At 33.6% G+C, this 21,013-nt stretch carries 21 protein-coding genes; 6 read left to right on the top strand and 15 right to left on the bottom strand.

Going from position 1 to position 21,013, the window contains the following annotated elements; genetic code table 11:
- Nucleotides 1–27: 27 nt before the first annotated feature.
- Entirely contained in the window at nt 28–1,098 is a 1,071-nt protein-coding gene (locus AC0IXC_RS13210; RefSeq protein ID WP_471652938.1) for a helix-turn-helix transcriptional regulator, read from the bottom strand.
- Between the two features lie 87 nt (nt 1,099–1,185).
- Here AC0IXC_RS13210 and AC0IXC_RS13205 point away from each other — a divergent pair, with 87 nt between their 5' ends.
- Nucleotides 1,186–1,875: a class I SAM-dependent methyltransferase gene (locus AC0IXC_RS13205; protein ID WP_471652937.1), complete on the top strand. Its 690-nt coding sequence runs from the start codon at nt 1,186–1,188 to the stop codon at nt 1,873–1,875.
- Nucleotides 1,876–1,919: 44 nt separating this feature from the next.
- Here AC0IXC_RS13205 and AC0IXC_RS13200 read toward each other — a convergent pair whose 3' ends face one another.
- The 6 genes from AC0IXC_RS13200 to AC0IXC_RS13175 all read right to left on the bottom strand — a co-directional run bounded on the left by AC0IXC_RS13200 (nt 1,920) and on the right by AC0IXC_RS13175 (nt 7,668).
- A complete protein-coding gene (locus AC0IXC_RS13200; protein WP_471652936.1) occupies nt 1,920–2,738 on the bottom strand; it encodes an alpha/beta hydrolase in 819 nt (272 codons plus the stop codon).
- Between the two features lie 16 nt (nt 2,739–2,754).
- Nucleotides 2,755–3,576, bottom strand: coding sequence for an ABC transporter ATP-binding protein (locus AC0IXC_RS13195; RefSeq protein ID WP_471652935.1), 822 nt, complete (start codon nt 3,574–3,576; stop codon nt 2,755–2,757).
- Between the two features lie 14 nt (nt 3,577–3,590).
- Nucleotides 3,591–4,613, bottom strand: coding sequence for a FecCD family ABC transporter permease (locus AC0IXC_RS13190; protein ID WP_471652934.1), 1,023 nt, complete (start codon nt 4,611–4,613; stop codon nt 3,591–3,593).
- Nucleotides 4,606–5,613, bottom strand: a complete 1,008-nt coding sequence (locus tag AC0IXC_RS13185; RefSeq protein WP_002014660.1) for a FecCD family ABC transporter permease — start codon at nt 5,611–5,613, stop codon at nt 4,606–4,608. Before AC0IXC_RS13185 ends, AC0IXC_RS13190 begins: the two co-directional genes overlap by 8 nt.
- Before the next feature lie 27 nt (nt 5,614–5,640).
- Nucleotides 5,641–6,606, bottom strand: a complete 966-nt coding sequence (locus AC0IXC_RS13180; RefSeq protein WP_002014659.1) for an iron-hydroxamate ABC transporter substrate-binding protein — start codon at nt 6,604–6,606, stop codon at nt 5,641–5,643.
- Nucleotides 6,607–6,909: 303 nt separating this feature from the next.
- Nucleotides 6,910–7,668: an exodeoxyribonuclease III gene (locus tag AC0IXC_RS13175; RefSeq protein ID WP_215590093.1), complete on the bottom strand. Its 759-nt coding sequence runs from the start codon at nt 7,666–7,668 to the stop codon at nt 6,910–6,912.
- 154 nt (nt 7,669–7,822) lie between these two features.
- On the opposite strand from AC0IXC_RS13175, the gene AC0IXC_RS13170 reads away from it, so the two are divergent.
- The 3 genes from AC0IXC_RS13170 to AC0IXC_RS13160 are packed head-to-tail and all read left to right on the top strand — an operon-like array spanning nt 7,823 to nt 9,838.
- Nucleotides 7,823–8,395, top strand: coding sequence for a bifunctional transcriptional activator/DNA repair enzyme AdaA (locus AC0IXC_RS13170; RefSeq protein WP_215590094.1), 573 nt, complete (start codon nt 7,823–7,825; stop codon nt 8,393–8,395).
- 4 nt (nt 8,396–8,399) lie between these two features.
- Nucleotides 8,400–8,924, top strand: a complete 525-nt coding sequence (locus tag AC0IXC_RS13165) for a methylated-DNA--[protein]-cysteine S-methyltransferase (protein ID WP_471652933.1) — start codon at nt 8,400–8,402, stop codon at nt 8,922–8,924.
- A 2-nt stretch (nt 8,925–8,926) separates the two neighbouring features.
- The gene (locus tag AC0IXC_RS13160) at nt 8,927–9,838 is read left to right on the top strand and encodes a DNA-3-methyladenine glycosylase 2 (RefSeq protein ID WP_215590096.1); all 912 of its coding nucleotides are present in this window, start codon (nt 8,927–8,929) and stop codon (nt 9,836–9,838) included.
- Between the two features lie 34 nt (nt 9,839–9,872).
- On the opposite strand, the gene AC0IXC_RS13155 is transcribed toward AC0IXC_RS13160, so the two are convergent.
- Nucleotides 9,873–10,937 (bottom strand): lactonase family protein, encoded by a 1,065-nt coding sequence (locus AC0IXC_RS13155; RefSeq protein ID WP_215590097.1) that lies wholly within the window; start codon nt 10,935–10,937, stop codon nt 9,873–9,875.
- 101 nt (nt 10,938–11,038) lie between these two features.
- Entirely contained in the window at nt 11,039–12,271 is a 1,233-nt protein-coding gene (gene pepT / locus AC0IXC_RS13150; RefSeq protein WP_012261523.1) for a peptidase T, read from the bottom strand.
- Between the two features lie 182 nt (nt 12,272–12,453).
- On the opposite strand from pepT, the gene AC0IXC_RS13145 reads away from it, so the two are divergent.
- On the top strand, nt 12,454–13,098 hold the full coding sequence (locus AC0IXC_RS13145; protein WP_002190457.1) for a YczE/YyaS/YitT family protein: 645 nt from the start codon (nt 12,454–12,456) through the stop codon (nt 13,096–13,098).
- Nucleotides 13,099–13,165: 67 nt separating this feature from the next.
- Here AC0IXC_RS13145 and AC0IXC_RS13140 read toward each other — a convergent pair whose 3' ends face one another.
- Both AC0IXC_RS13140 and AC0IXC_RS13135 read right to left on the bottom strand, forming a co-directional pair.
- Complete coding sequence (locus tag AC0IXC_RS13140; protein ID WP_002142816.1) at nt 13,166–13,741, bottom strand: histidine phosphatase family protein; 576 nt, start codon at nt 13,739–13,741, stop codon at nt 13,166–13,168.
- Nucleotides 13,742–13,965: 224 nt separating this feature from the next.
- Nucleotides 13,966–14,355, bottom strand: a complete 390-nt coding sequence (locus AC0IXC_RS13135) for a VOC family protein (protein WP_215590099.1) — start codon at nt 14,353–14,355, stop codon at nt 13,966–13,968.
- 426 nt (nt 14,356–14,781) lie between these two features.
- On the opposite strand from AC0IXC_RS13135, the gene AC0IXC_RS13130 reads away from it, so the two are divergent.
- On the top strand, nt 14,782–17,502 hold the full coding sequence (locus AC0IXC_RS13130) for a putative bifunctional diguanylate cyclase/phosphodiesterase (RefSeq protein WP_471652932.1): 2,721 nt from the start codon (nt 14,782–14,784) through the stop codon (nt 17,500–17,502).
- Between the two features lie 107 nt (nt 17,503–17,609).
- Here the strand turns inward: AC0IXC_RS13130 and AC0IXC_RS13125 are convergent, their stop codons facing one another.
- Genes AC0IXC_RS13125 through AC0IXC_RS13110 form a run of 4 tightly spaced genes read right to left on the bottom strand, consistent with a single transcriptional unit; the run spans nt 17,610 to nt 20,959 of the window.
- Complete coding sequence (locus AC0IXC_RS13125; protein ID WP_201064703.1) at nt 17,610–18,674, bottom strand: undecaprenyldiphospho-muramoylpentapeptide beta-N-acetylglucosaminyltransferase; 1,065 nt, start codon at nt 18,672–18,674, stop codon at nt 17,610–17,612.
- A 49-nt stretch (nt 18,675–18,723) separates the two neighbouring features.
- Nucleotides 18,724–19,068, bottom strand: coding sequence for a DUF6572 domain-containing protein (locus tag AC0IXC_RS13120; RefSeq protein WP_207553931.1), 345 nt, complete (start codon nt 19,066–19,068; stop codon nt 18,724–18,726).
- A complete protein-coding gene (locus AC0IXC_RS13115) occupies nt 19,068–19,976 on the bottom strand; it encodes an NAD-dependent epimerase/dehydratase family protein (protein ID WP_471652931.1) in 909 nt (302 codons plus the stop codon). The genes AC0IXC_RS13120 and AC0IXC_RS13115 overlap by 1 nt, the downstream gene beginning before the upstream one ends.
- Nucleotides 19,973–20,959 (bottom strand): UDP-N-acetylglucosamine 4,6-dehydratase family protein, encoded by a 987-nt coding sequence (locus AC0IXC_RS13110; RefSeq protein ID WP_088039991.1) that lies wholly within the window; start codon nt 20,957–20,959, stop codon nt 19,973–19,975. The genes AC0IXC_RS13115 and AC0IXC_RS13110 overlap by 4 nt, the downstream gene beginning before the upstream one ends.
- Nucleotides 20,960–21,013 lie beyond the last annotated feature (54 nt).

Below are 21,013 nucleotides of genomic sequence, written 5' to 3'. Positions count from 1 at the left end.
TGTGATTTTTGTAGAGTTATTTTATTTTTATTCATCGCCATCAAAACAAAATCTTGAAAAAACTTCCCACACGAGTTCATTTCTACTACTTACCCCAGTCTTTTCAAAAATGGATTTTAAATGATCTTGTACCGTGTATATAGATATACAAAGTTCATGGGCCAATTCCTTTGTCGACATACCTGTAAGAATTTTACGTATTACTTGCTTCTCACGTGTTGTAAAACTATACACTTCCGTAATAAGCGGAAAGATTTCTTCCGGTCTTGCTCTTTCGAATAGAACAACATAACCACCCTGAAAACTACTTGTACGTTCTAACTTACTGGCCCGAATGATTAAAAAATGTCCATAGGCTAAAGGTATACAAACTTTTTCTTCTCTATTCATACAACCTACATTATATTCGTTAGCCTTTACTTTCGAACAAACCGCACGTATTGGCCTTGGTATTTCTTTTATATTTAACTGTTCATACTTTCTAAGATTTGAGAGCCAATCGCTGCCATCTTGATTCCAATATAATAAATTAAAATCCTCACTTAATATAATCGTACCTGTCCCTATTACCTTCTCTTCTGAAAAAGGTTTAGGAAATGCCTTTTTTAAACCCTCTCCAGCAATCGGGACTACCATTGCCAAATAGTTACAATTATCTATATGAAAAGCGGGACTTGTACTCCCTCGAAATAAACTAAGATGCCCAAAACAGTTCCCCTTACTCATACAAACGCCCCTTAATTCATCTCCAAAACTTGCTGGTTTTAAAATATTTCGGTATCTAGAGCTTTTCTTTTGTTCACCATTTGTCACCATACTAAGAGAAGCAACATGAGGATAGTGTTCTGATAAATATTTAAATTTATTAAAATCATCTTCTAGAAATTCATTCATAAACAATTGTGGATGAATCTTTTCAACACTTTCATCCGTAAATGCCCCAGTAGATAAAAAAGAAATTAGGTCTATAGCTGTAAAACAAGCGGCGTCAAAATCAATGACTTTACGTATTAAGTGGAGAAATGACTCTTGAAATGTCCTTATAGAACTTATACGATTCGCTACCATTGTAATTTCTTTCGTTATTTTTTCATACATCCTCTTCCCCCCAGATTTACGGGATTGTTTCCCTTCATAATTTCATTCCATAATAAACCTATAACACACATACTTAGGAGGTTAAAAATGAATTGGAATGATACTACCGTAAATTCATATGAACAAAGAATTCCATGTAAAATCCCAGGCTACTACAACCTATATGAAATGATGAATCATTTCTTGTTTACTACACTCCCTAAAGAAAATATGAATCCAAATTTTCTAGTTATAGGTGCTGGTGGTGGACAAGAAATTCTCTCAATAGGCAAACAAAATTGCAACTTATCTTTTACAGGTGTTGATCCATCTGAAAGCATGCTACAGCTAGCTAAAAAAAGAATTGAAAGCGAAGGCATACAAAATCAAATTCACTTTGTACATGGAACTGTCCATTCATTATTAACCAATCCATTATTTGACGCTGCTACTTGTATGCTTGTTCTTCACTTCATCCCAACTATTAAGGAGAAAAAAGAGCTTCTTAATGAAATTAGTAGTCGCTTAAAACCTGGTGCTCCATTCTTTCTCTCTACAATAAATGGTGTACCCCATACAAGTATGTTTTCTGCACAATTGAATGCTTGGCGCAACCACATGATGCAAAATCAAATTCCATTAGAAGATTGGAACCGATTTGAAAATTCTTTTGAAACAGAAATATTTCCTATTTCCGAAACGAATCTACTAGCTATCATGGAGGAATGTGGATTTACTCAAATCAATCGCTTTTTCACAAGCTTTTTAATTGATGGATACGTAGCAATAAAACAATAATGAAAAAAGGTAAGCAATTGCTTACCTTTTTTCATATACGTCTTCTACACTTGACTAATAAATCTCAATCCTTTACTTAAAGAAGTCGGCACAACAGATGCATGATTCTCCCCTTCAGCTTCATAAAACATAAATCTAAACTGATCGTGTTTTACTTGGAGAAGGCGCTCTGATAATTCGTTTGCACCTACAACCATATGCTCTCGTTCCAATGCCCCAACTGTAAGGAATACTCCCGTTTCAACTTTAGCATTGTTTAATTCATTTATAAGATTCCTTTCTTTTTCAAGCACGGATTGGTTATTCCACCAAATAGATGGACTACTTATAAAATAATTTTGAAAGGCATTTACGTTTGTGAATAGTATATGTAAAGCAAATAGACCACCTAAAGAATGTCCAAATAACGTTTGCTTTCCTTTATCAATCTCAAATTCCTTTTCAATTTGTGGTTTCAATTCTTCTTCAATAAAAGTAAAGAAATTATGCGCTCCCCCTGTTTTAGGCCACGGTTTACCGTCCGGTTTTAACGGGGCATCTTTTGAAATTACGACAGGTGTAAGATCATAGCATCTTTCTTCTCCTGAAAATGCCCCTTCAATTGGATAACCAATACCTACTATAATAGCTGGTGAAACACCTGTTTTCTCTGCTCTTACCGATTGTATTTTAACCGCTTCATGGAATGTTTGAAAAAAGGCATTGCCATCTAATACGTATATAACAGGATATCCTGACTCTGGTGCTGGCTGCCTCGGCTTTGAAATATGAATTTGATATTCTTTACCTTCTAATTTTGAATACATTTTCCACTGTTCTGTATTAAATGTAATAATCTGCTGTTTTTCAATAGTAGTATTCATCTTATATCCCCCCTTCTTAACTCGTTACATATATTTCTACTTTCTCTTTTTGAGATACAACGCTATCGTAACCGAAACAAACAGGAGACCCATTATACGGATCAATCATGACACGTGCATCAATATGAAATACTTCTTTTAACACTTCATTTGTAATTATTTCTTCTGGGCTACCAGTTGTAACGATTTCCCCTTCCTTCATTGCAATAATTTCATCTGAAAACCTTGCTGCATGGTTAATATCATGTAATACCATAACGACCGTACAATTATGTTCTTTATTTAACTTCTCCACAATTTGTAATACATCTAATTGATGAGACATATCAAGATATGTAGTTGGCTCATCTAATAGCAACACTTCTGTCTCTTGTACTAAAGCCATCGCTAGCCATACCTTCTGTCGTTGACCACCTGATAAATTTGCAATTTGTCTCGTTCTAAATTCAGAAGTTTTCGTTATTTCTAATGCCCAATCAATCATTTCTTTATCTTTTGAAGTTAACTTATTTACGTTATTTCGATGTGGATAGCGTCCATAAGAAATTAACTCTTCTACTTTAAGCTCTCCTGGTGCAATTGGAGTTTGCGGAAGTAAAGCTAACTGCTTCGCAATTTCTTTCGTTGGAATTGTATTTAAATCCTGTCCTTGCAAATATACTTTACCGCTCTTTTGCTTTAAGATTCTTCCCATTGTTTTTAACAATGTCGATTTACCGCACCCGTTTGGCCCTATAATTGTCGTTACTTTTCCTTCTTGTATTTCCACATTTAAATCGCGAAACACTGTAAGCTTTTCATAACTCGTCTCTAAATTTTTTGCACTTAAAATACTCACTTTTATTCCTCCTCTTACGCTTTCGCCTTATAAAGTAAATATAAGAAATACGGTACACCGACAATAGAAATAACGATTCCAACTGGTAACTCTACAGGTGTGAAAACTGTTTTTGCAATAAAGTCTGAAGCAATTACAAGGAACATTCCGATTACTCCGCACGTAGGAATTATATGCTTATGCTGAATACCGACAAGTCTTTTCGCTATATGCGGTGCCATTAGTCCAATGAAACCAATACTTCCTGAAACAGCAACACATGCGCTCACAAGTCCGATACTACTTAATAGTAAAATAGATTTCTCTCTTTCTACTGAAACACCTAGACTTGTAATACTCGTTTCTTCCAATTGAAATAAATCTAATAAATAAGCTTTCTTTTGTATAAGCGGAATTAATATGATAAGCCACGGCAACATAGCAACAATATACTTCCAGTTTGCACTATATATGCTTCCAGACACCCAAACTGCAGCCATCTCGAAATCAGTTGACTTCATTTTGAGCGATAAATACATAGAAAACGCTCCAAATCCAGATCCAATTGCAATCCCTGTTAATAAAAGACGTTGCGAGTCTAACTTACCGTTTTTCCAAGAAAACAGATAAATTATTATAGCGGCTCCTAGCCCACCGACTAAACCAAACATCGGCATCATCATAATAGAAACCCAGTCTGTGCTCTTTAATTGCCCTTGAAAGAAGAACATGAAAATTACGATGGCTGTACCTGCTCCGGCATTCACTCCTAAAATACCTGGGTCCGCCAATCCATTTCTCGTAATCCCCTGAATTACAGCACCCGCAACACCGAGGCCTAATCCTACTAATCCAGCAATTACAATGCGCGGAAGGCGAAACTCAAAAATAACTAAATCATGGTCTGGTACTGGATCTATTCTAAAGAGTGTTTTAAATACATCTGTAATCGTAATATCAAACGTACCATTCGTTAAACTAATATAAATAGCACATAATATTAAAAATATACTAATCCCCATTGTCATTCCAAAACGTTGACTTGAACTGTTAAGCATGTCTCTCTCCTCCTCTTGTACGGATTAAATAAAGGAAGAAAGGAATTCCAATTAAGGAAGTAACGACTCCAATTGGCGTTTCAAATGGATAGTTTACAAATCTACTTAAAATGTCACATAATGCTAAGAAAACTCCACCAATAACGCCTGCGCAAGGCAAAATCCACTTATAATCTACTCCAATTATAAAGCGCGTAATGTGTGGAATAATTAAACCTACAAAACCAACTTTCCCCACTAAAGCAACTGCTGTTCCTGTTAAAAAAATAACTGATAAAATTGCCATCGCCTTAACTAGTTTTGTACGCTGCCCTAGATTAATAGAAACTTCTTCTCCTAAAGAAAGAATGGTAATAGATTTTGATATTAACAGTGCTAAAATTATACCAATTATCCCAAATGGTATCGTGATTTTAATGATATTAGGGTCCACTTGATCTAACTTTGCATTAAACCAAAAACTAACATTTTGAGAAATTTGGAAATATGAAGCCATTGCAGCCGATACACTACTTAAAAATGTTCCAATAACTGTCCCTATAATTGCTAATCTAACTGGGGATAAGCCATTTTGAAGGAGTGAGCCAAAACCAAACACTATACCGGCTCCTAGTGCAGAGCCAATCATTGAACATAAAACCATACCAATCGATGACATTCCTGGAAGAAAAATCATACAAAGTGTAATAACAAAGGCTGCACCATCCGTCACACCCATAATAGAAGGGGATGCAAGATAGTTTCTTGTCATCCCCTGCATAAGTGCTCCTGATATGGCTAGAAATGCTCCGACTAAAAGAGCTGCAACTACCCTTGGTAAACGTGAAGTAATAATAATATTATGATTTACATCGCTTGAATCAAAATGAAATAAAGCATTCCACACTGTTTCAGCATCAATGTTTTTCGCCCCATATAAAACAGAAAGTATAACTGTAAATAAAATCAATATGGGTGCTATACATAAAATGGTTACTGGTACCGCATTCGTTTTCTGCATATCATTCAACGCACCTTACTTATTGTATTATTTAGATAAATTTTTCACTGCTTCTTTTAAGAATGCTGTTTTACTCCAAGCTGTGCCACCTTGGGCCATTGGATCTACAACGTTTACAAATACTTTCTTTTCTTTCGCAGCATTCATACTTTGCCAAATTGGATTGCTTTCAATTTCTTCTAGCACTTTCGGGTTTTTATTTTCACTTGCCTCATATTGTAAGAAAACATAATCTGGGTTAAGTTCAGCAAGTTTTTCAAATGAAATTTTCTCTTGTGCTTTTACAGTTTTAAGTTGTTCTGGAGCAGTTAGTCCAAGATCTTTATAAATTACAGGGTTGAAGTATACTCCTTCTGGATATAGGAATAATTCATTTGCTCTTAGTCTAATTACAAGTACTTTTTTGTCTTTTAACTTATCTCCTAATTTTGCTTTTGCTTTTTCAGCGTCCGCATTGTAATCTTTAATAATTTTTTCTGCTTTATCTTTTTTACCAGTTAATTCTCCCATTAACTTTAAGTTATCTTCCCAATCTGTTGAAACGTGTGATACCGGGAACGTCGGAGCTACTTTCGTAAACTTTTCAGCTGTTTCTGCTGGGAATTTCGTACTAGATGTAATAACATCCGGTTTTAATTGAAGTAATGTTTCAAAATTAGGTTGCATTTTTTCACCCACAGATTTTGCACCCTCTAATTCTTTTTCAAGATACTTTGGTAATTTACCACCTACAGTAATTGCACCGACTGGTTTAATTCCAAGTACTGCTGCATCTTCCATTGACTCTAAACTAGCTGTTGCAATTTTATCTACTTTTGCTGGTACTGTGTATTCTTTACCTAAATATGTAATTTTTCGTTTTTCATCTTTTTTTGTTTCCGTAGCTTTTGTCTGTTGCTTTTGTTCCCCTGAAGTTTTATCCGTACTATTACATGCTGCTAAACCTACACTTAAAACTGTAACCATCCCTAATGTAAATAACTTCTTGTTCATCTTTATATATCTCCTCTCAAAACTTGTAAATAGATTATTTTTATATGAAAACTTAACTACATGAAACTTGTCCCAAACATATATTTCATTAGATTAATAATTTTATCCGGAACTCATTCTCATTCACTTCCCCTAAACTATAATTCTTTTACACTTCATCCATCGATAACCTTTTTCAGTGATAATGATTATCGTTACTAAGTATATATTTAATATGCAATTATTTCAAGAATGATTTGAAAAATTTTAACAAACTGAATTAAAAAGAAGTATCCGCCTATTATTAGCGAGATACTTCCTTTTTTAGAAATTTATATGTAATTCAACTGGACAATGGTCTGATCCCATTATTTCACTGTTAATTTTCGCCTCTGTTATTTTGTCTTTCATTCTTTCCGAGACAACAAAATAATCTAAACGCCATCCAATATTTTTTGCTCTCGCTCCCATACGATACGACCACCACGAATATGCTCCTTCCTGATCAGGATAAAGGTAGCGATACGTATCAACAAATCCTTCTTCTAAAGTACGTGTAAACTTCTCCCTCTCCTCATCAGAGAATCCAGGGTTTTTACGGTTACTTTTTGGATTTTTTAAATCTATTTCTTTATGTGCGACGTTTAAATCTCCGCAAAAAACAACTGGTTTCTTTTCATCTAATCGCTTAATATAGGCCCTGAAATCATCTTCCCATTCCATTCTGTAATCTAAACGTTCTAATCCTCGTTTAGAATTTGGTGTATACAGCGTTATCATATAAAAATCATCAAATTCTAACGTAATAACTCGTCCTTCTTGATCATGCTCTTCAATCCCTAAACCATATGTAACAGAAATCGGTTCTTTTTTCGTGAAAATAGCCGTTCCTGAGTAGCCTTTTTTCACAGCATAATTCCAATATGTATAATATCCCTCGGGATTTAAATCAATTTGTCCACTTTGTAATTTAATTTCCTGTAAACAAAATATATCTGCATTAGATTCTTCTAGATATTCTAGAAATCCACCTTTTGCAATAACTGCTCGCAAACCATTTACATTCCATGAAATCAACTTCATCTATGTTCCTCCTCTTGATGTGCATTTTCAATTTTCATGCTAACACAAAATAGATACCCTATCATAGTTTCATCTTTGTAATCTTGCTCTTACATTCGTAAATACGTACATACGTACTTTATTCAGGTTATACTAATGCCAGAGGTGATGTTCTGTGCATAATGAAGAGTTCACAGTAACAAATGAGTATTGGCAAGCAATTATTCATAATGACTCCACATATGATGACAAATTCTTTTACGCTGTAAAATCAACCGGTATTTTTTGCCGACCATCATGTAAATCGAGAATACCGAATAAAAACAATGTACGTATTTTTCTTAAGGCAGAGCAAGCATTACATGAAAATTTTCGTCCGTGTAAACGTTGTAAACCAAACGGGCTAACTTTACCTAATGAAGAATGGGTAGAGCAAATTAAAGAATATATCCAAAAACATTATTGTGACGTGCTAACCCTCGACTTACTCGCAGAAATATGCCATGGTAGCCCTTATCATCTACAACGCACTTTCAAGAAAATTGTAGGGATTAGTCCAATAGAATATATACAGCAATTCAGAATTAAAAAAGCGGCAGAATACCTTTCACATACAAATCAATCCATTATGGAAATTAGTACTGATGTCGGGATAGAAAATCCGGAGTATTTCGCGACTTTATTTAAAAAGAAGACAGGATTTACCCCTACTGAATATCGAAAAAAGAACGGAATAAAAGAGGTATGAAATAATGAAACCACATGAAAATAAAACTATATATTGGACATTGCTTATTCATAAACATTGGCGTATGCATACTGCAGCTACTTCAAATGGATTATGCTTCATCGGATCGCAAAATGAAACTTTTGAAGAACTAAATACGTGGGCTAGCAAAAAACTGCCACAACATACATTCATCCAAAATCCAGATTATCTGCAAACATATACAAAAGAACTTATCGAGTATTTGGAAACCAAACTAGAAACCTTTACAATTCCTATCGATGTTTACGGAACTGCATTTCAATTAGCTGTTTGGAATACGGTACGTGAAATTCCTTATGGGGATACACATTCTTATTCAGAGATTGCGGAAAGAATTCAAAAACCTAACGCTGTACGTGCAGTTGGGACTGCCGTTGGGGCAAATCCTCTGCTTATCACTATTCCTTGTCACCGCGTTATTGGGAAAAATGGTAAACTTACCGGTTTTAGAGGTGGTTTAGAAATGAAAAAAGAATTGCTCAAATTAGAAGCGCTTCGGGAGGAGTAAATATGACAGAGGATTGTAATGAAATATTGTCTTTAGTCGTTCCAAAAGAATTTAGTTTTCAAGAAAACTTACGCTATCTATCGCGTTCTAAAAATGAATGTATGTTTCATATTGAAAACAATAAAATCTATAAAGTCATTCCTGTTCAAAACATAAATCCATTAGTTGAAATTGGTTTGAATGCCAATAGTAATATTCAAATACGTTTTTTAGGAGCATCATATGTCTCTGAAAAATGGGCACACGATGCCGTATCTAACTATGTAAAAGAGTGGTTTGATTTAACTACTGATTTAGCTCCCTTCTATAAATTAGCTAAACACGACCCACTCCTTCAAAAACCCATTAAAGAATTTTACGGTCTTCGTACTTTGGGAATTCCGGATTTATTTGAAGCACTATGCTGGGGGATTCTAGGTCAACAAATCAACCTCACATATGCCTATACTCTAAAAAGAAGATTAGTCGAAAATTTTGGCGATTATGTAGATTGGAACGGTAGAAAACATTGGATATTCCCATCACCTGAAGTAATAGCAAATTTAGATGTAGAAGATCTCGCAACATTAAAAATGACTACAAGAAAGTGCGAATACTTAATTGACGTCGCGCAGCTCATTACAGAAGGTAAATTATCAAAAGAATCTCTATTACAAATACAAGATGTGAAGCAAGCTGAAAAACAATTAACTAGCATTCGCGGTATAGGGCCATGGACAGCTCACTATGTTTTGATGCGTTGTTTACGATTCCCTTCAGCTTTTCCAATTGATGATGTTGGTTTGCATAATGCAATTAAATTTATAACAGGTGCCGAAAAGAAACCGACTAAAAATGAAATAAAAGAATTTGCATCAAATTGGACAAATTGGGAGTCTTACGCGACTTTTTATTTGTGGCGGGTGCTATATTAAAATTTCCTAATAAAAAATAGATAGGGAAACCTATCTATTTTTTCACATGTAAAAACTTCACACATACTGGCTCTGGAACATTTACGTCCGTCTGTACAAGCGTTAGCTCCCCTGTCATTTCATCCCTAGCAAATAAAGTCAAAGTATTAGATCTTTCATTCGCTGCAATTAAAAATTTTTCATCAGGATCTAAAGAAAAATCACGTGGCCAATCACCTTCTGTCGATACTGTTTCAATAAAAGCGAGCTCTCCATTGTGCTCATTCACTCGGAAAACCGCGATACTATTATGTCCCCTATTTGCTGCGTAAACAAACTTGCCATCAGAAGAAATGTGAATTGCACTTCCGTAACTATCTTTTCTAAAATCTTCAGGTAATGTAGAAATGTATTGTTTTTCTTTAAAACTGCCACTCTTTGCATCATATTGAAGTACAATAATCTCTGAACTTAATTCTGTCATAACATATGCATACTGCGCACTTGGATGAAATATAAGATGCCTTGGACCACTACCATGTTTTACAGATAACCGTGTAACTTCTATTAGTTCTCCATCACTTTCTTTATATGTAATCACCTTGTCTATTCCTAAATCAACTGCTACTACATATTTTTCATCAGGAGTAAAATCTATATAATGAGCATGTGCCTTTTCTTGCCTTTCCTTATTTGGTCCTGACCCTTTATGTTCTACAATTACCGTAGCAGCATTTAAACTTCCATTATCCTTTTTCACTAAATAGGACTCTACTGTTCCTTTATGATAATTAGCTGCTACTACTATACTATTCTCCCTATTCACACTTACATAGCACGGCGATGCCCCTTCTAAAACTTGCATGCTAATCGAATTTAGATTACCGGATTTATTATGAATAGAAAAACTAGCAATTCCACCTAACCCATTATCTTTCGCAACAGAATAAAGGTACTCGTTGTTATGACTAATCGTTACATATGTCGGACTTCCTATATGAGTTGCTAATTCAATCCCTTTAAGTTCTCCGATGTTCGTATCAAGTATAAATTTATAAATCCCCTTACTCTCTGCTTTGGTATATGTCCCTATATAACCATGAAACTGATTTTCACTCATAACATTTCCCCCTTTTACAAACGTCTTGTAACAAGTTTCACTTTGTATTTTTTACTATAGAAAAGAACCAAGTAGCACTTCATTACTACTTGGTTCTCTTTTTAAGCTTGTTCTTCAAATCGTCTTGCGATTTCTACAATTACTTGAACAGCTTTTTCCATAGTATCTACCGAAACATACTCAAATTTACCGTGATAGTTTTCACCACCAGTGAAAATATTTGGCGTTGGTAATCCCATATATGATAATTGCGATCCATCTGTTCCACCGCGAATTGGATGAATATTCGGTTCAATATTTAAACTTTTCATTGCCTCATACGCAATATCAACAATTTCTCTCACCGGTTCAATTTTTTCAAGCATATTATAATACTGATCATTCATCTCTAAAACGATTGCATCTTCGCCGTACTTCTCTTGCATGTTTTTCACAATATCTTTAATGTTATTTTTACGCGCTTCAAAATGATTACGATCAAAATCTCGAATAATATAGTAAGCTTTACTTTGCTCGACATCACCATTTAAAGAGAGTAAATGATAAAACCCTTCATATCCCTCTGTATATTCTGGCGCCTCTTCTACTGGCAACTGTCTATCGAATTCCATAGCGAGTTTACTTGCGTTACGCATTTTGTTTTTCGCTGTTCCAGGATGTGTATTTGTCCCTCTAAAAGTTAATTTGGCACTTGCAGCGTTAAAACTCTCATATTCTAAACCACCTAATGGACCTCCGTCCATTGTATAAGCAAACGATGCACCAAACGCTTCTACATCAAAATGCGATGGTCCACGGCCAATTTCTTCATCCGGTGTAAATGCTACTCTTATTTTTCCATGCTTAATTTGCGGATTATGTATTAAATAATTCATTGCGACCATGATTTCTGTAAGACCAGCTTTATCATCTGCTCCAAGAAGTGTTGTACCATCAGTTGTAATAATTGTATGTCCTTTATATGATGGTAATTCCGGGAACTGTTCAGGTGTTAACACAACATTTAATTCTTCATTTAACGTAATCGCATTACCATCAAAATTTTCATGAATTTGTGGTTTTACGTTTTTCCCTGTAAAATCTGTTGCTGTGTCTAAATGAGCTAAAAAGCCGATTACAGGAACATCCTTATCTGTATTAGCAGGCAGTGTTGCCATTACGTAACCTTTTTCATCCATCGTCACTTCTGATAACCCAATCTCTTTCAACTCTTCCACTAATAACTTACCAAACTCAATTTGCCCTGGTGTTGTAGGCACTGTATGACTTTCTTCATTTGATTGTGTATCAATCTTTACATATCTCGTAAATCTTTCAATAAGTTCTTGTTTCAAATTCGTTCACTCCTTTTATAGTTCTCTCTCTATTATAATCCTTATAACGAAATATTTTAACTTTTTTGACTGTGAAAATATATATCCATTTACATTTTTAATAAATCATAAAAAGACATAACATTTGTACATTTAAATTCAAACATGTAATATACATCATTATATATTGGGAGGTTTTAAAGATGAGGCTAACTCTCTTTCGCTATTTTCTTTTTTTCCTAGGATTAATTTTTTTTGGACTTGGAAATGCTCTCGCAGTCAAAGTTAAATTCCTCGGTTTACATCCTTGGGAAGTTTTAAATATGGCTCTCTACCAACGGTTTGGGTGGACAATTGGTACTTGGAGTGTCATATGTGGATTATGTCTCGTTCTTATCTCTTTACTAGTAGATCGAAAATATATAAACGTGGGCACATTTTTAAATGCACTACTTATCGGTCCTATTATGGACTTTTTCTTACAATCAAAAATCCTTCCAAACGCTAGTGATTATTTATGGATAAACTTACTCATTTTATTTTTTGGTATTGCAATTACAGGAATTGGGGGCGGCATGTACGTCGCGGCTGGCATTGGTGCTGGACCACGCGATGGATTCATGCTTACCATTTCTGACAAAACTGGGTTATCTATTAGCCGTGCTCGAATTATTGTAGAATGCTTTGTACTAGTCATTGGATTCATGCTAGGAGGTCCTGTTTTTATCGTAACTTTTCTATACACTTTTATTCAAAGTCCAATATTCCAGCATTCATTTAAGGTATTTCAAAAACTCTTACATACTTTAAATAACAAAAACAAAGAACGTATTAGTGAAAATATTTAAAACTCAACTTAATGCAAAAGAGTGTGTTTTAAAAGTAATTTTTAAAACACACTCCATATACCCCATTTCATTCTTCTCTCCATAATCTCTCTACATTCATTAATTGCTCTTCTTTAAATTCTAGCTTATATATATCCGGTTTGGATGTATTCATTAAAAATTCAAGTCCATATTGATTATCAAAATAGTTCATCATTAGTGTCATTACAAGCCCATGTGTACCAATTACAATTTTATGTCCTTGAAAATTCATTAATATTTCTTTTAACACTCTCACTACTCTTCGCTGACAATCCGCATATGACTCTCCATCTGTCAGTGCATATTCTGGATTAAAAAACATCTCCTTTACAAGTGGGTACACTTCCTTATCCGATATAATTTTATTTTCATTTGAAAACTTACACTCTTTAAGATCTTCATATACTAACATTTCTTTTTCATGGAGATTCGCTGACTCTTCTATCGTTAACATAGCCCTCTTATACGGACTTGAAATGAAAGTATTAATTCCCTCTGTTTCTAATATCTCAGTTATTCTTTGAGCATCTAAAATTCCCTTCTCAGTTAATCCACGTGTTCTTTCATTTCCTTCTAATTTTGGCGATTCACCATGCCTAACCATATAGATATATGTATTCATAATTCCTCCCTTTTCTATATCCCTCTTTAAAGACATGACTATCAACCCATAAGAATATACGTTCTTATTTCATATCTTTCCAGAACAAATTATCAAATGTTAATCTTCAGATAAATTCACAAAAAAGCTTCCCCTTGATTTTATCCCATTCAAGGAAGCTTATATATATTTTCTTTTACACTATCAAAACTCGAAACGTCTTTCTCCTCTAGTTTCGCCACACCTCATTCTTCTATTTTCATCAATACAATTCTCCAACCATCCGGATCTTCTATCGTTATCCCCTTTTCTTTCCAATACGGATTTTCTGGTTCTACTTCACCATACCCCATTGTATGCAGCCTTTTACTCACTTTTTTCATTTCACTATCTTCTCGCATGTAAAATACAAGTAAGTTATCTTTTGTTGGAGCTGGACATGGGCTCCCATCTATATATCTTGTAAATTCTAAATGATATTCTTCATCTGGTAGTCCAAACATGACGCCATCGTAACCTTCATGACCGTAAAATTCACCTATACGCTTTAAACCTAATCCTTTTTCATAGAATGCTATAACCTCTTCAAACTTATCTGTTGGACGTGCTATTCGAAACTTCACCAAATTTTTCATGCTTTTCCTACCATACTAAAAACGTAATGAATGACTATATTTTATAGTATATTCTTAAAACATTTTTGAAATCCCTCATTAGTATGAAAATAGATACATACAAAGGTGTTACTTACTAGCCTATAACAATCAAAAACTCACCTAGAAAGAAAATCCCATCATTTTATATGCAAATTTGCATCTCCACTTGCAAAGCACTAAAAAACCTTTAAAATATACTGGATGACTAAATATACAATTCCCATCTAAAATCTTGATACACTAAAAATCATTAAATGTAGTGTTTTTTCATTTTCAAGAATTATTGCACTCTTGTTTTTTTCCTTATAAGCATGCTTTTTATAAGGAAATCTGATACAATCCTTAAGTAATATTATTACGTATAGATATTACGAATATAGTACATACTTAAAGAAGGTGATTTTTTTGAAATTAAATAAAAATTTACAGCTATGTATATTAATCACAACATTAATATGCTATTCAATCTATTTTATGTTTTTCTTTCTGTTCCCTACTAATTTTTCAAATTTCAATGTACGCTTCGCTTCACTCATCGTTGAAGTCATTACATTTATATCGCTAATTTACTCTATATACTCTAAAAAAGTTAGTTCAAATCCTTTTTGGATATGTATTACAATTGCAATTGGTAGTTTTTTATTAGGAAAAGTAGTATATACGTATCAAGATACCTTTTTCGAACTTCCAATACATCATTTTACTATTTCTGATGTATTTTACATGTTTTTTCTATTCTTCTGCCTTATCGCTTTTTGCTATAAGATCTTAAAAGAATGCAATAAATGGGAAAGAGCTTTCTTTATTTGTGATATATGTATAGTACTTACTTCCATATTCACATTAGAATGGTATTTATTTAATCAGCCAAATTTAAATATATTCTCACTTTCACTCGGAGATATTTTCCTTTCATTTCTATATCCAATTGCAGATCTATTATTTCTTCTACTAGGTGTTAGTCTCTTTTTCCGCCCAACAATTTTTAAGTCCAAGCGGAAAATTTATATCTTTATTTTTGTATTGATTAGTTCTGCAACTTTTAACTATATTTATTTTCACTTAAATACCCATTTATCAACTGACACTATAACATTTTTACGTCTTTTATATAGAATACCTATATTGCTTATCGCAATAGCTGGGTCTATTTCAGAAGATGATAATAGCCATAAAAATTATTTCATTGTAAACCCTATACTAGGAAAAAAAGTATTAGTCGTATTTCCCTATCTTGCTGTTGCAATACTAATCGGGTTTACATTAAAAGAACAAACATCGTCTTCAACTCTCATTACAGGAAATTGTATCGCTTTTGTTTTCGTACTTATTCGCCATTCTATTGTGCGTATGCAAAACGACACCCTAACAAAACGTTTACAAGTATTTAATGCTCAACTAGAAGAAAAAGTTACTTTAAGAACTTCTGATTTAGTCCATAAATCAGAGGCCCTATCTCAGAAACAACAAAAATTCAAATCATTATATGAATATCATCCTGATCCCATTTTTACGATTGATTTAAATGGAATATTCTTAAATGTAAATAAAGCAGGAAGCATACTACTTGGAGCACCAACGAACGAGTTACTTGGTGAGACATGTTTTTCTATTATTTTAGATGCAGATAAACATAAACTGATATCTGCATTAGAAAAAGTTAAACAACAAGAATCAGCATCCTTACAACTTAGTTCTCAATATAAAGATGGCTTTACTTATTTTTTATACGTTACCATCGTTCCTATTATGATAGATGGACAAATTTCAGGAAGCTATATTATGGTAAAGGATATTACCGCACTAAAAAAACAACAAGAAGAAATAAAATATTTAGCATTCCACGATACTGTAACGAAAATTGGGAACCGATCCTTTTTCCATAGGAAGTTAAGAAAATTTATAAAAAATGCTCAAACAACACAAAGTGAGTTTGCATTATTATATTTAGATTTAGATCGCTTTAAAGTAATTAACGATACACTTGGACATTCGTCAGGTGATTACATATTAGAAGAAGTAGCAAAACGTTTCCAATCATGTCTTCCATCACATACTCATCTGTCAAGAATCGGTGGTGATGAGTTTACAATCTTAATTGAAAACTATACTGACGAAGATTCCTTATTCGAGTTATGTAACCAATTATTTGAAAGCATGGAAAAGCCGTTTGTCATACATGAGCATAAATTAACTTTATCACTGAGTATCGGTATCTCCATTTATCCACATTCCGGAATCGATACCGCTACACTTCTGAAAAACGCTAATGTTGCAATGTATGATGCAAAGGCAAAAGAGCTTAACTCTGTCTCTATTTATGACGATGTAATCGCTAAAAAAATCGAAAGACGATTACGATTAGAAAAAGATTTACCAAACGCAATACAAAATGAAGAATTGTTCCTTTTGTATCAACCTCAAGTTGATAGTGAATCTAATAAAATTATCGGTGCAGAAGCTTTAATCAGGTGGAATCATCCTGAATTAGGTGTTATTTCTCCATACGAGTTTATTCCGATTGCAGAAGAAACACTACAAATTATTCCAATAGGAAAATGGACATTACAGCAGGCTTGTGAGCAAATGAAACGTTGGCACGCACTCGGATATTCGCATTTGAAAATAGGGGTAAATTTATCTGCTAAAGAATTTGAACAAGAAGGCTTTGTAAAATCTATTTCTTCTACTTTAGCAACTACAGGCTTACCAGCAAGTTCCCTTGATCTAGAATTAACAGAACGAATTGCAATGATGGATGAGAGAGAAACATTGATAAAACTGCGTACACTAAAAAGTTTAGAGATTCACATTTCAATCGACGACTTTGGTACAGGCTATTCTTCCCTAGCCTACTTACCTTTATATCCAATCGATACGTTAAAAATCCCAAGAGAATTTATTACAATGTCTGAAACGTGTGAAGATGGAATGGAAATCATTAAAACAATCATCACATTAGCAAATACATTAGGAATGTCTGTCATTGCTGAAGGCGTAGAAACGAAAGAACACGTAAATTTCCTTCAAAAAAATAAATGTCAGTTTATTCAAGGTTACTATTACAGTAAACCTATTTATGCCAATGCATTTACTAAGCTGTTAGAAAACGGTATTCGTCCATAGTAAATCAAAATGCATATAACTCTATACGGAATGTAATCGTTATAGGTAATAATGAATTTGAACAACTATAGTAAAAAGGAAAGAAAATAATTTCTTTCCTTTTTTTATTATTTAACTACTTCATTTATTAAATCTATTAATTGATGAATTCCCTCCTCATTTGTTTTCTTAAATCCATTCATGTTTTGAATATATCTCTCCTTATTTACATACAACTTATTTACCACATCTGTAAATGTACTGGTGCTTATTCTATCTTGAAGTAATACTTCCGCATATCCTTGCCTAGAAAAATAGTCAGCATTTAAAACTTGATCCCCTCTACTGGAACCATTAGTTAACGGAATAAGCAACATCGGTTTCTTCAAAAATAACAATTCAGAAATAGCAGTAGAACCAGCCCTGGAAACTACAACACTTGCCATATTCAGTATATGTGGCAACTCTTCCCCTATATATTCAAATTGCATATAACCTTCCATTCCGATAGAAGGATCCACCTTCCCTTTACCACACATATGAACAATATTAAAACTTAATAATAATGTATCTAAACTTTTCCTTACCATATCATTTATCCACTTAGCACCTTGACTCCCACCCATTATTAACAATACCGGTTTATCTTGCTGAAATTCACAATACCTTCTTCCTCGTAATACGTTACCTCTCTCAATTTCTTCCCTTACAATTGGTCCTACATAAACCTTTTTCTCATTACTTACATTCTTCCCTGTATGAGGGAATGTTGTGCATAGTTTTGTAGCAAAAGGTAATGCTATTTTATTTGCAAGTCCTAAGGTGCTATCTGGTTCACGTATTACGATAGGTACACTATTTAACCATGCCCCTATTACTACAGGAACTGAAACAAATCCTCCTGCCGAAAAGATAACGTCAGGCTTTATTTTCTTAATTAATTTATAACTTTGTAAGCAGCCTTTTATAATTTTAAAAGGATCTTTAAAGTTCTCCCAATCCCAATATCTCCGGAGCTTCCCCGTTGAAATACTATTGTACTTAACATTTTGAACTAATAATTTTTCAATTCCATTTTGAGATCCAATATACTCAACTCCCCATCCTTTTTCCATAAATTTAGGAATCAATACCATATTAATCATTACGTGTCCGGCTGTACCGCCCCCAGTAAAGAGAATCGTTTTATTCATAGCTTATATCCCACCTTTATCATTAAAAGTCTAGCTTTATAGTAATCTTTCAAATGTACATTAACTTACTATGATTTATATAAATCTTTAACTCCAGACCTATGTCTTGCAAAAGATCTTTGATAAGTTCATAAAAATCATTTCCATACTCACTACATTCATACTGAGTAAAGACTTGGATTACAGGACTAGTTCCTGTATATATTGTTTTGGGTTTTCGATTAACCTTTTCCACATATGCTCGACATGTATTTATCGCCTCATAGATGCTCAAAACATGTTCTTCTTCATCTTTCCAATCCAGCGTATCAACAATCGAAAGCGATAGCATATTTTGATTATTTATAGTCTCATAACAATTCATATATTTCTTACATCCTTTTATATTTTTCATTAAATGCAGATGTCACTACACTTCGCATACTCAAGTACATCTTTTAATGATTGCTGAAATGGGATTTCTGGAACCCAACCTAACTTTTTTATATCCTCTAATACTAAACTTTCATTTGAGCCGCTCTCACTATTCTCTGTTTCTTTTATAGTAAAATTCAACTGTGTTAATCCTTTATATTGTTCCAATACATCTAATAAAGAGTGTTTTACTCCTGATCCAATATTATATTGTTTTCCATTTATACCATCACGTAATAACACATGATACGCTTTAACTGCATCACGTACATCTAGAAAGTCTCTACTATCTTTCAAACTGTTTACTTCAATAATCGCTTTACTTCTACCCGATTCTATATCTATCATTTTTTTTGCGAGAATTGAACAAACACCATTCGATACTCCTGGACCAATTAAATTTGAGGGCTTTGCAATGATAATATTTGAATCCATTAATCCGCCCCAAGCCTCCGCAATAATGACTTGCATAGTTTTACTTAAACTATATGGATTTGAAACTTTTATGTTTTTCATACTATCTGCTTGCAATGCAGATCCTATAACTAATGTTTTACAATGCGAGGCTTCCTGCTTAATGGCTTCTAATAAATATAAAGTCCCTATTACGTTAATCTCTATATATTCCAGAGAAGCTGTCCAAGACTCATTAACTGAGTTTCTTCCTGCTAAATGCAATACATAGTCTGGTTTTATTTGTTTAATTACCTTCATTACTTCACTCTTATTTGTTAAATCACAAGTAATACCATTTTCGATTTTTTCTCTATGTGAACGATTTTGAAACATAGGAATTACATGAAAGCCCTGCTCTAAAAAATATTGGCAAGCATGACGTCCTGTGAAGCCATTTGCACCAGTTATTAAAAGGCTCGCATTTCTTTTCATCGTAAAAACCCTCCTTTTTCTAACATTTGTTTCACCTCATGTTTTGTAAGTAAGTCTTGTTGAGAACTAAAACTCTTCACATCCACAAGCGGATAACTAGCATAATATTCTTGAAGTCCTTCTATAGGAATAGTCGGTAGTACCACAAAATAATTTTGATCAAAACTAATACTTGTTTTACTCTCTACCTCAGATAAAAGCATTTCACTTAATTTTTCACCAGGTCTTATCCCTACCTCTTTTATCTTCACGCTTTCTTTTTTCGAATCTTCAATCAATATTCTTGCTAAATCCGTTATTTTACATGCTGGCATTTTCATAACAAAGATTTCTCCTCCTCTTCCTTCAGATGCTGCTTTAAATAACAATCCAACAGCATCTTCAATGGTTAAGAAAAATCTAGTCATATTTGCATCGGTAATCCCTACTTTTGAAGATTGCTTAATTTGCTTTTTAAAAAGCGGTACCACACTTCCACTCGTTCCTAGAACATTTCCGCCACGAACACAAATGAATTTTGTTTTCTTCGTTTGCACATTCGCATGAACCATTAATTTTTCACCAATTGCTTTTGTCATCCCATACGTATTTGATGGATCCGCCGCTTTATCAGTTGAAACATATATAACTTTCTCAACTTGATTCTGGATAGATGCTTCAATTACATTTTGCGTACCATGTATATTTGTTTTTATAGCTTCATAAGGATAATATTCACATACTGGAACATGCTTTAAAGCTGCAAGATGAAATACATAATGTACACCTTGGCAAGCATATACTAGTTGCTCTTTATCACGAATATCTCCAATAATAAATTTCAATCTCTCTTCATTTATAAACTGTTGCTGCATTTCAAACTGAACCGTTTCATTCCTTGAAAAAACTCTAATTTCTTTCGGTGATTTTTCTAATAGTTGTTTTATAAGTTCGTGTCCCCACGAACCTGTACCACCAGTAATTAAAATTATTTTATTAAGCATTCCTTTTCCTCCTACCATACATTTCAATTCAAATTGTATTTATTAAGGTTATTG

Source organism: Bacillus sp. AC266, assembly GCF_979253805.1.
This window is presented reverse-complemented; position numbering and strand designations above follow the sequence as displayed.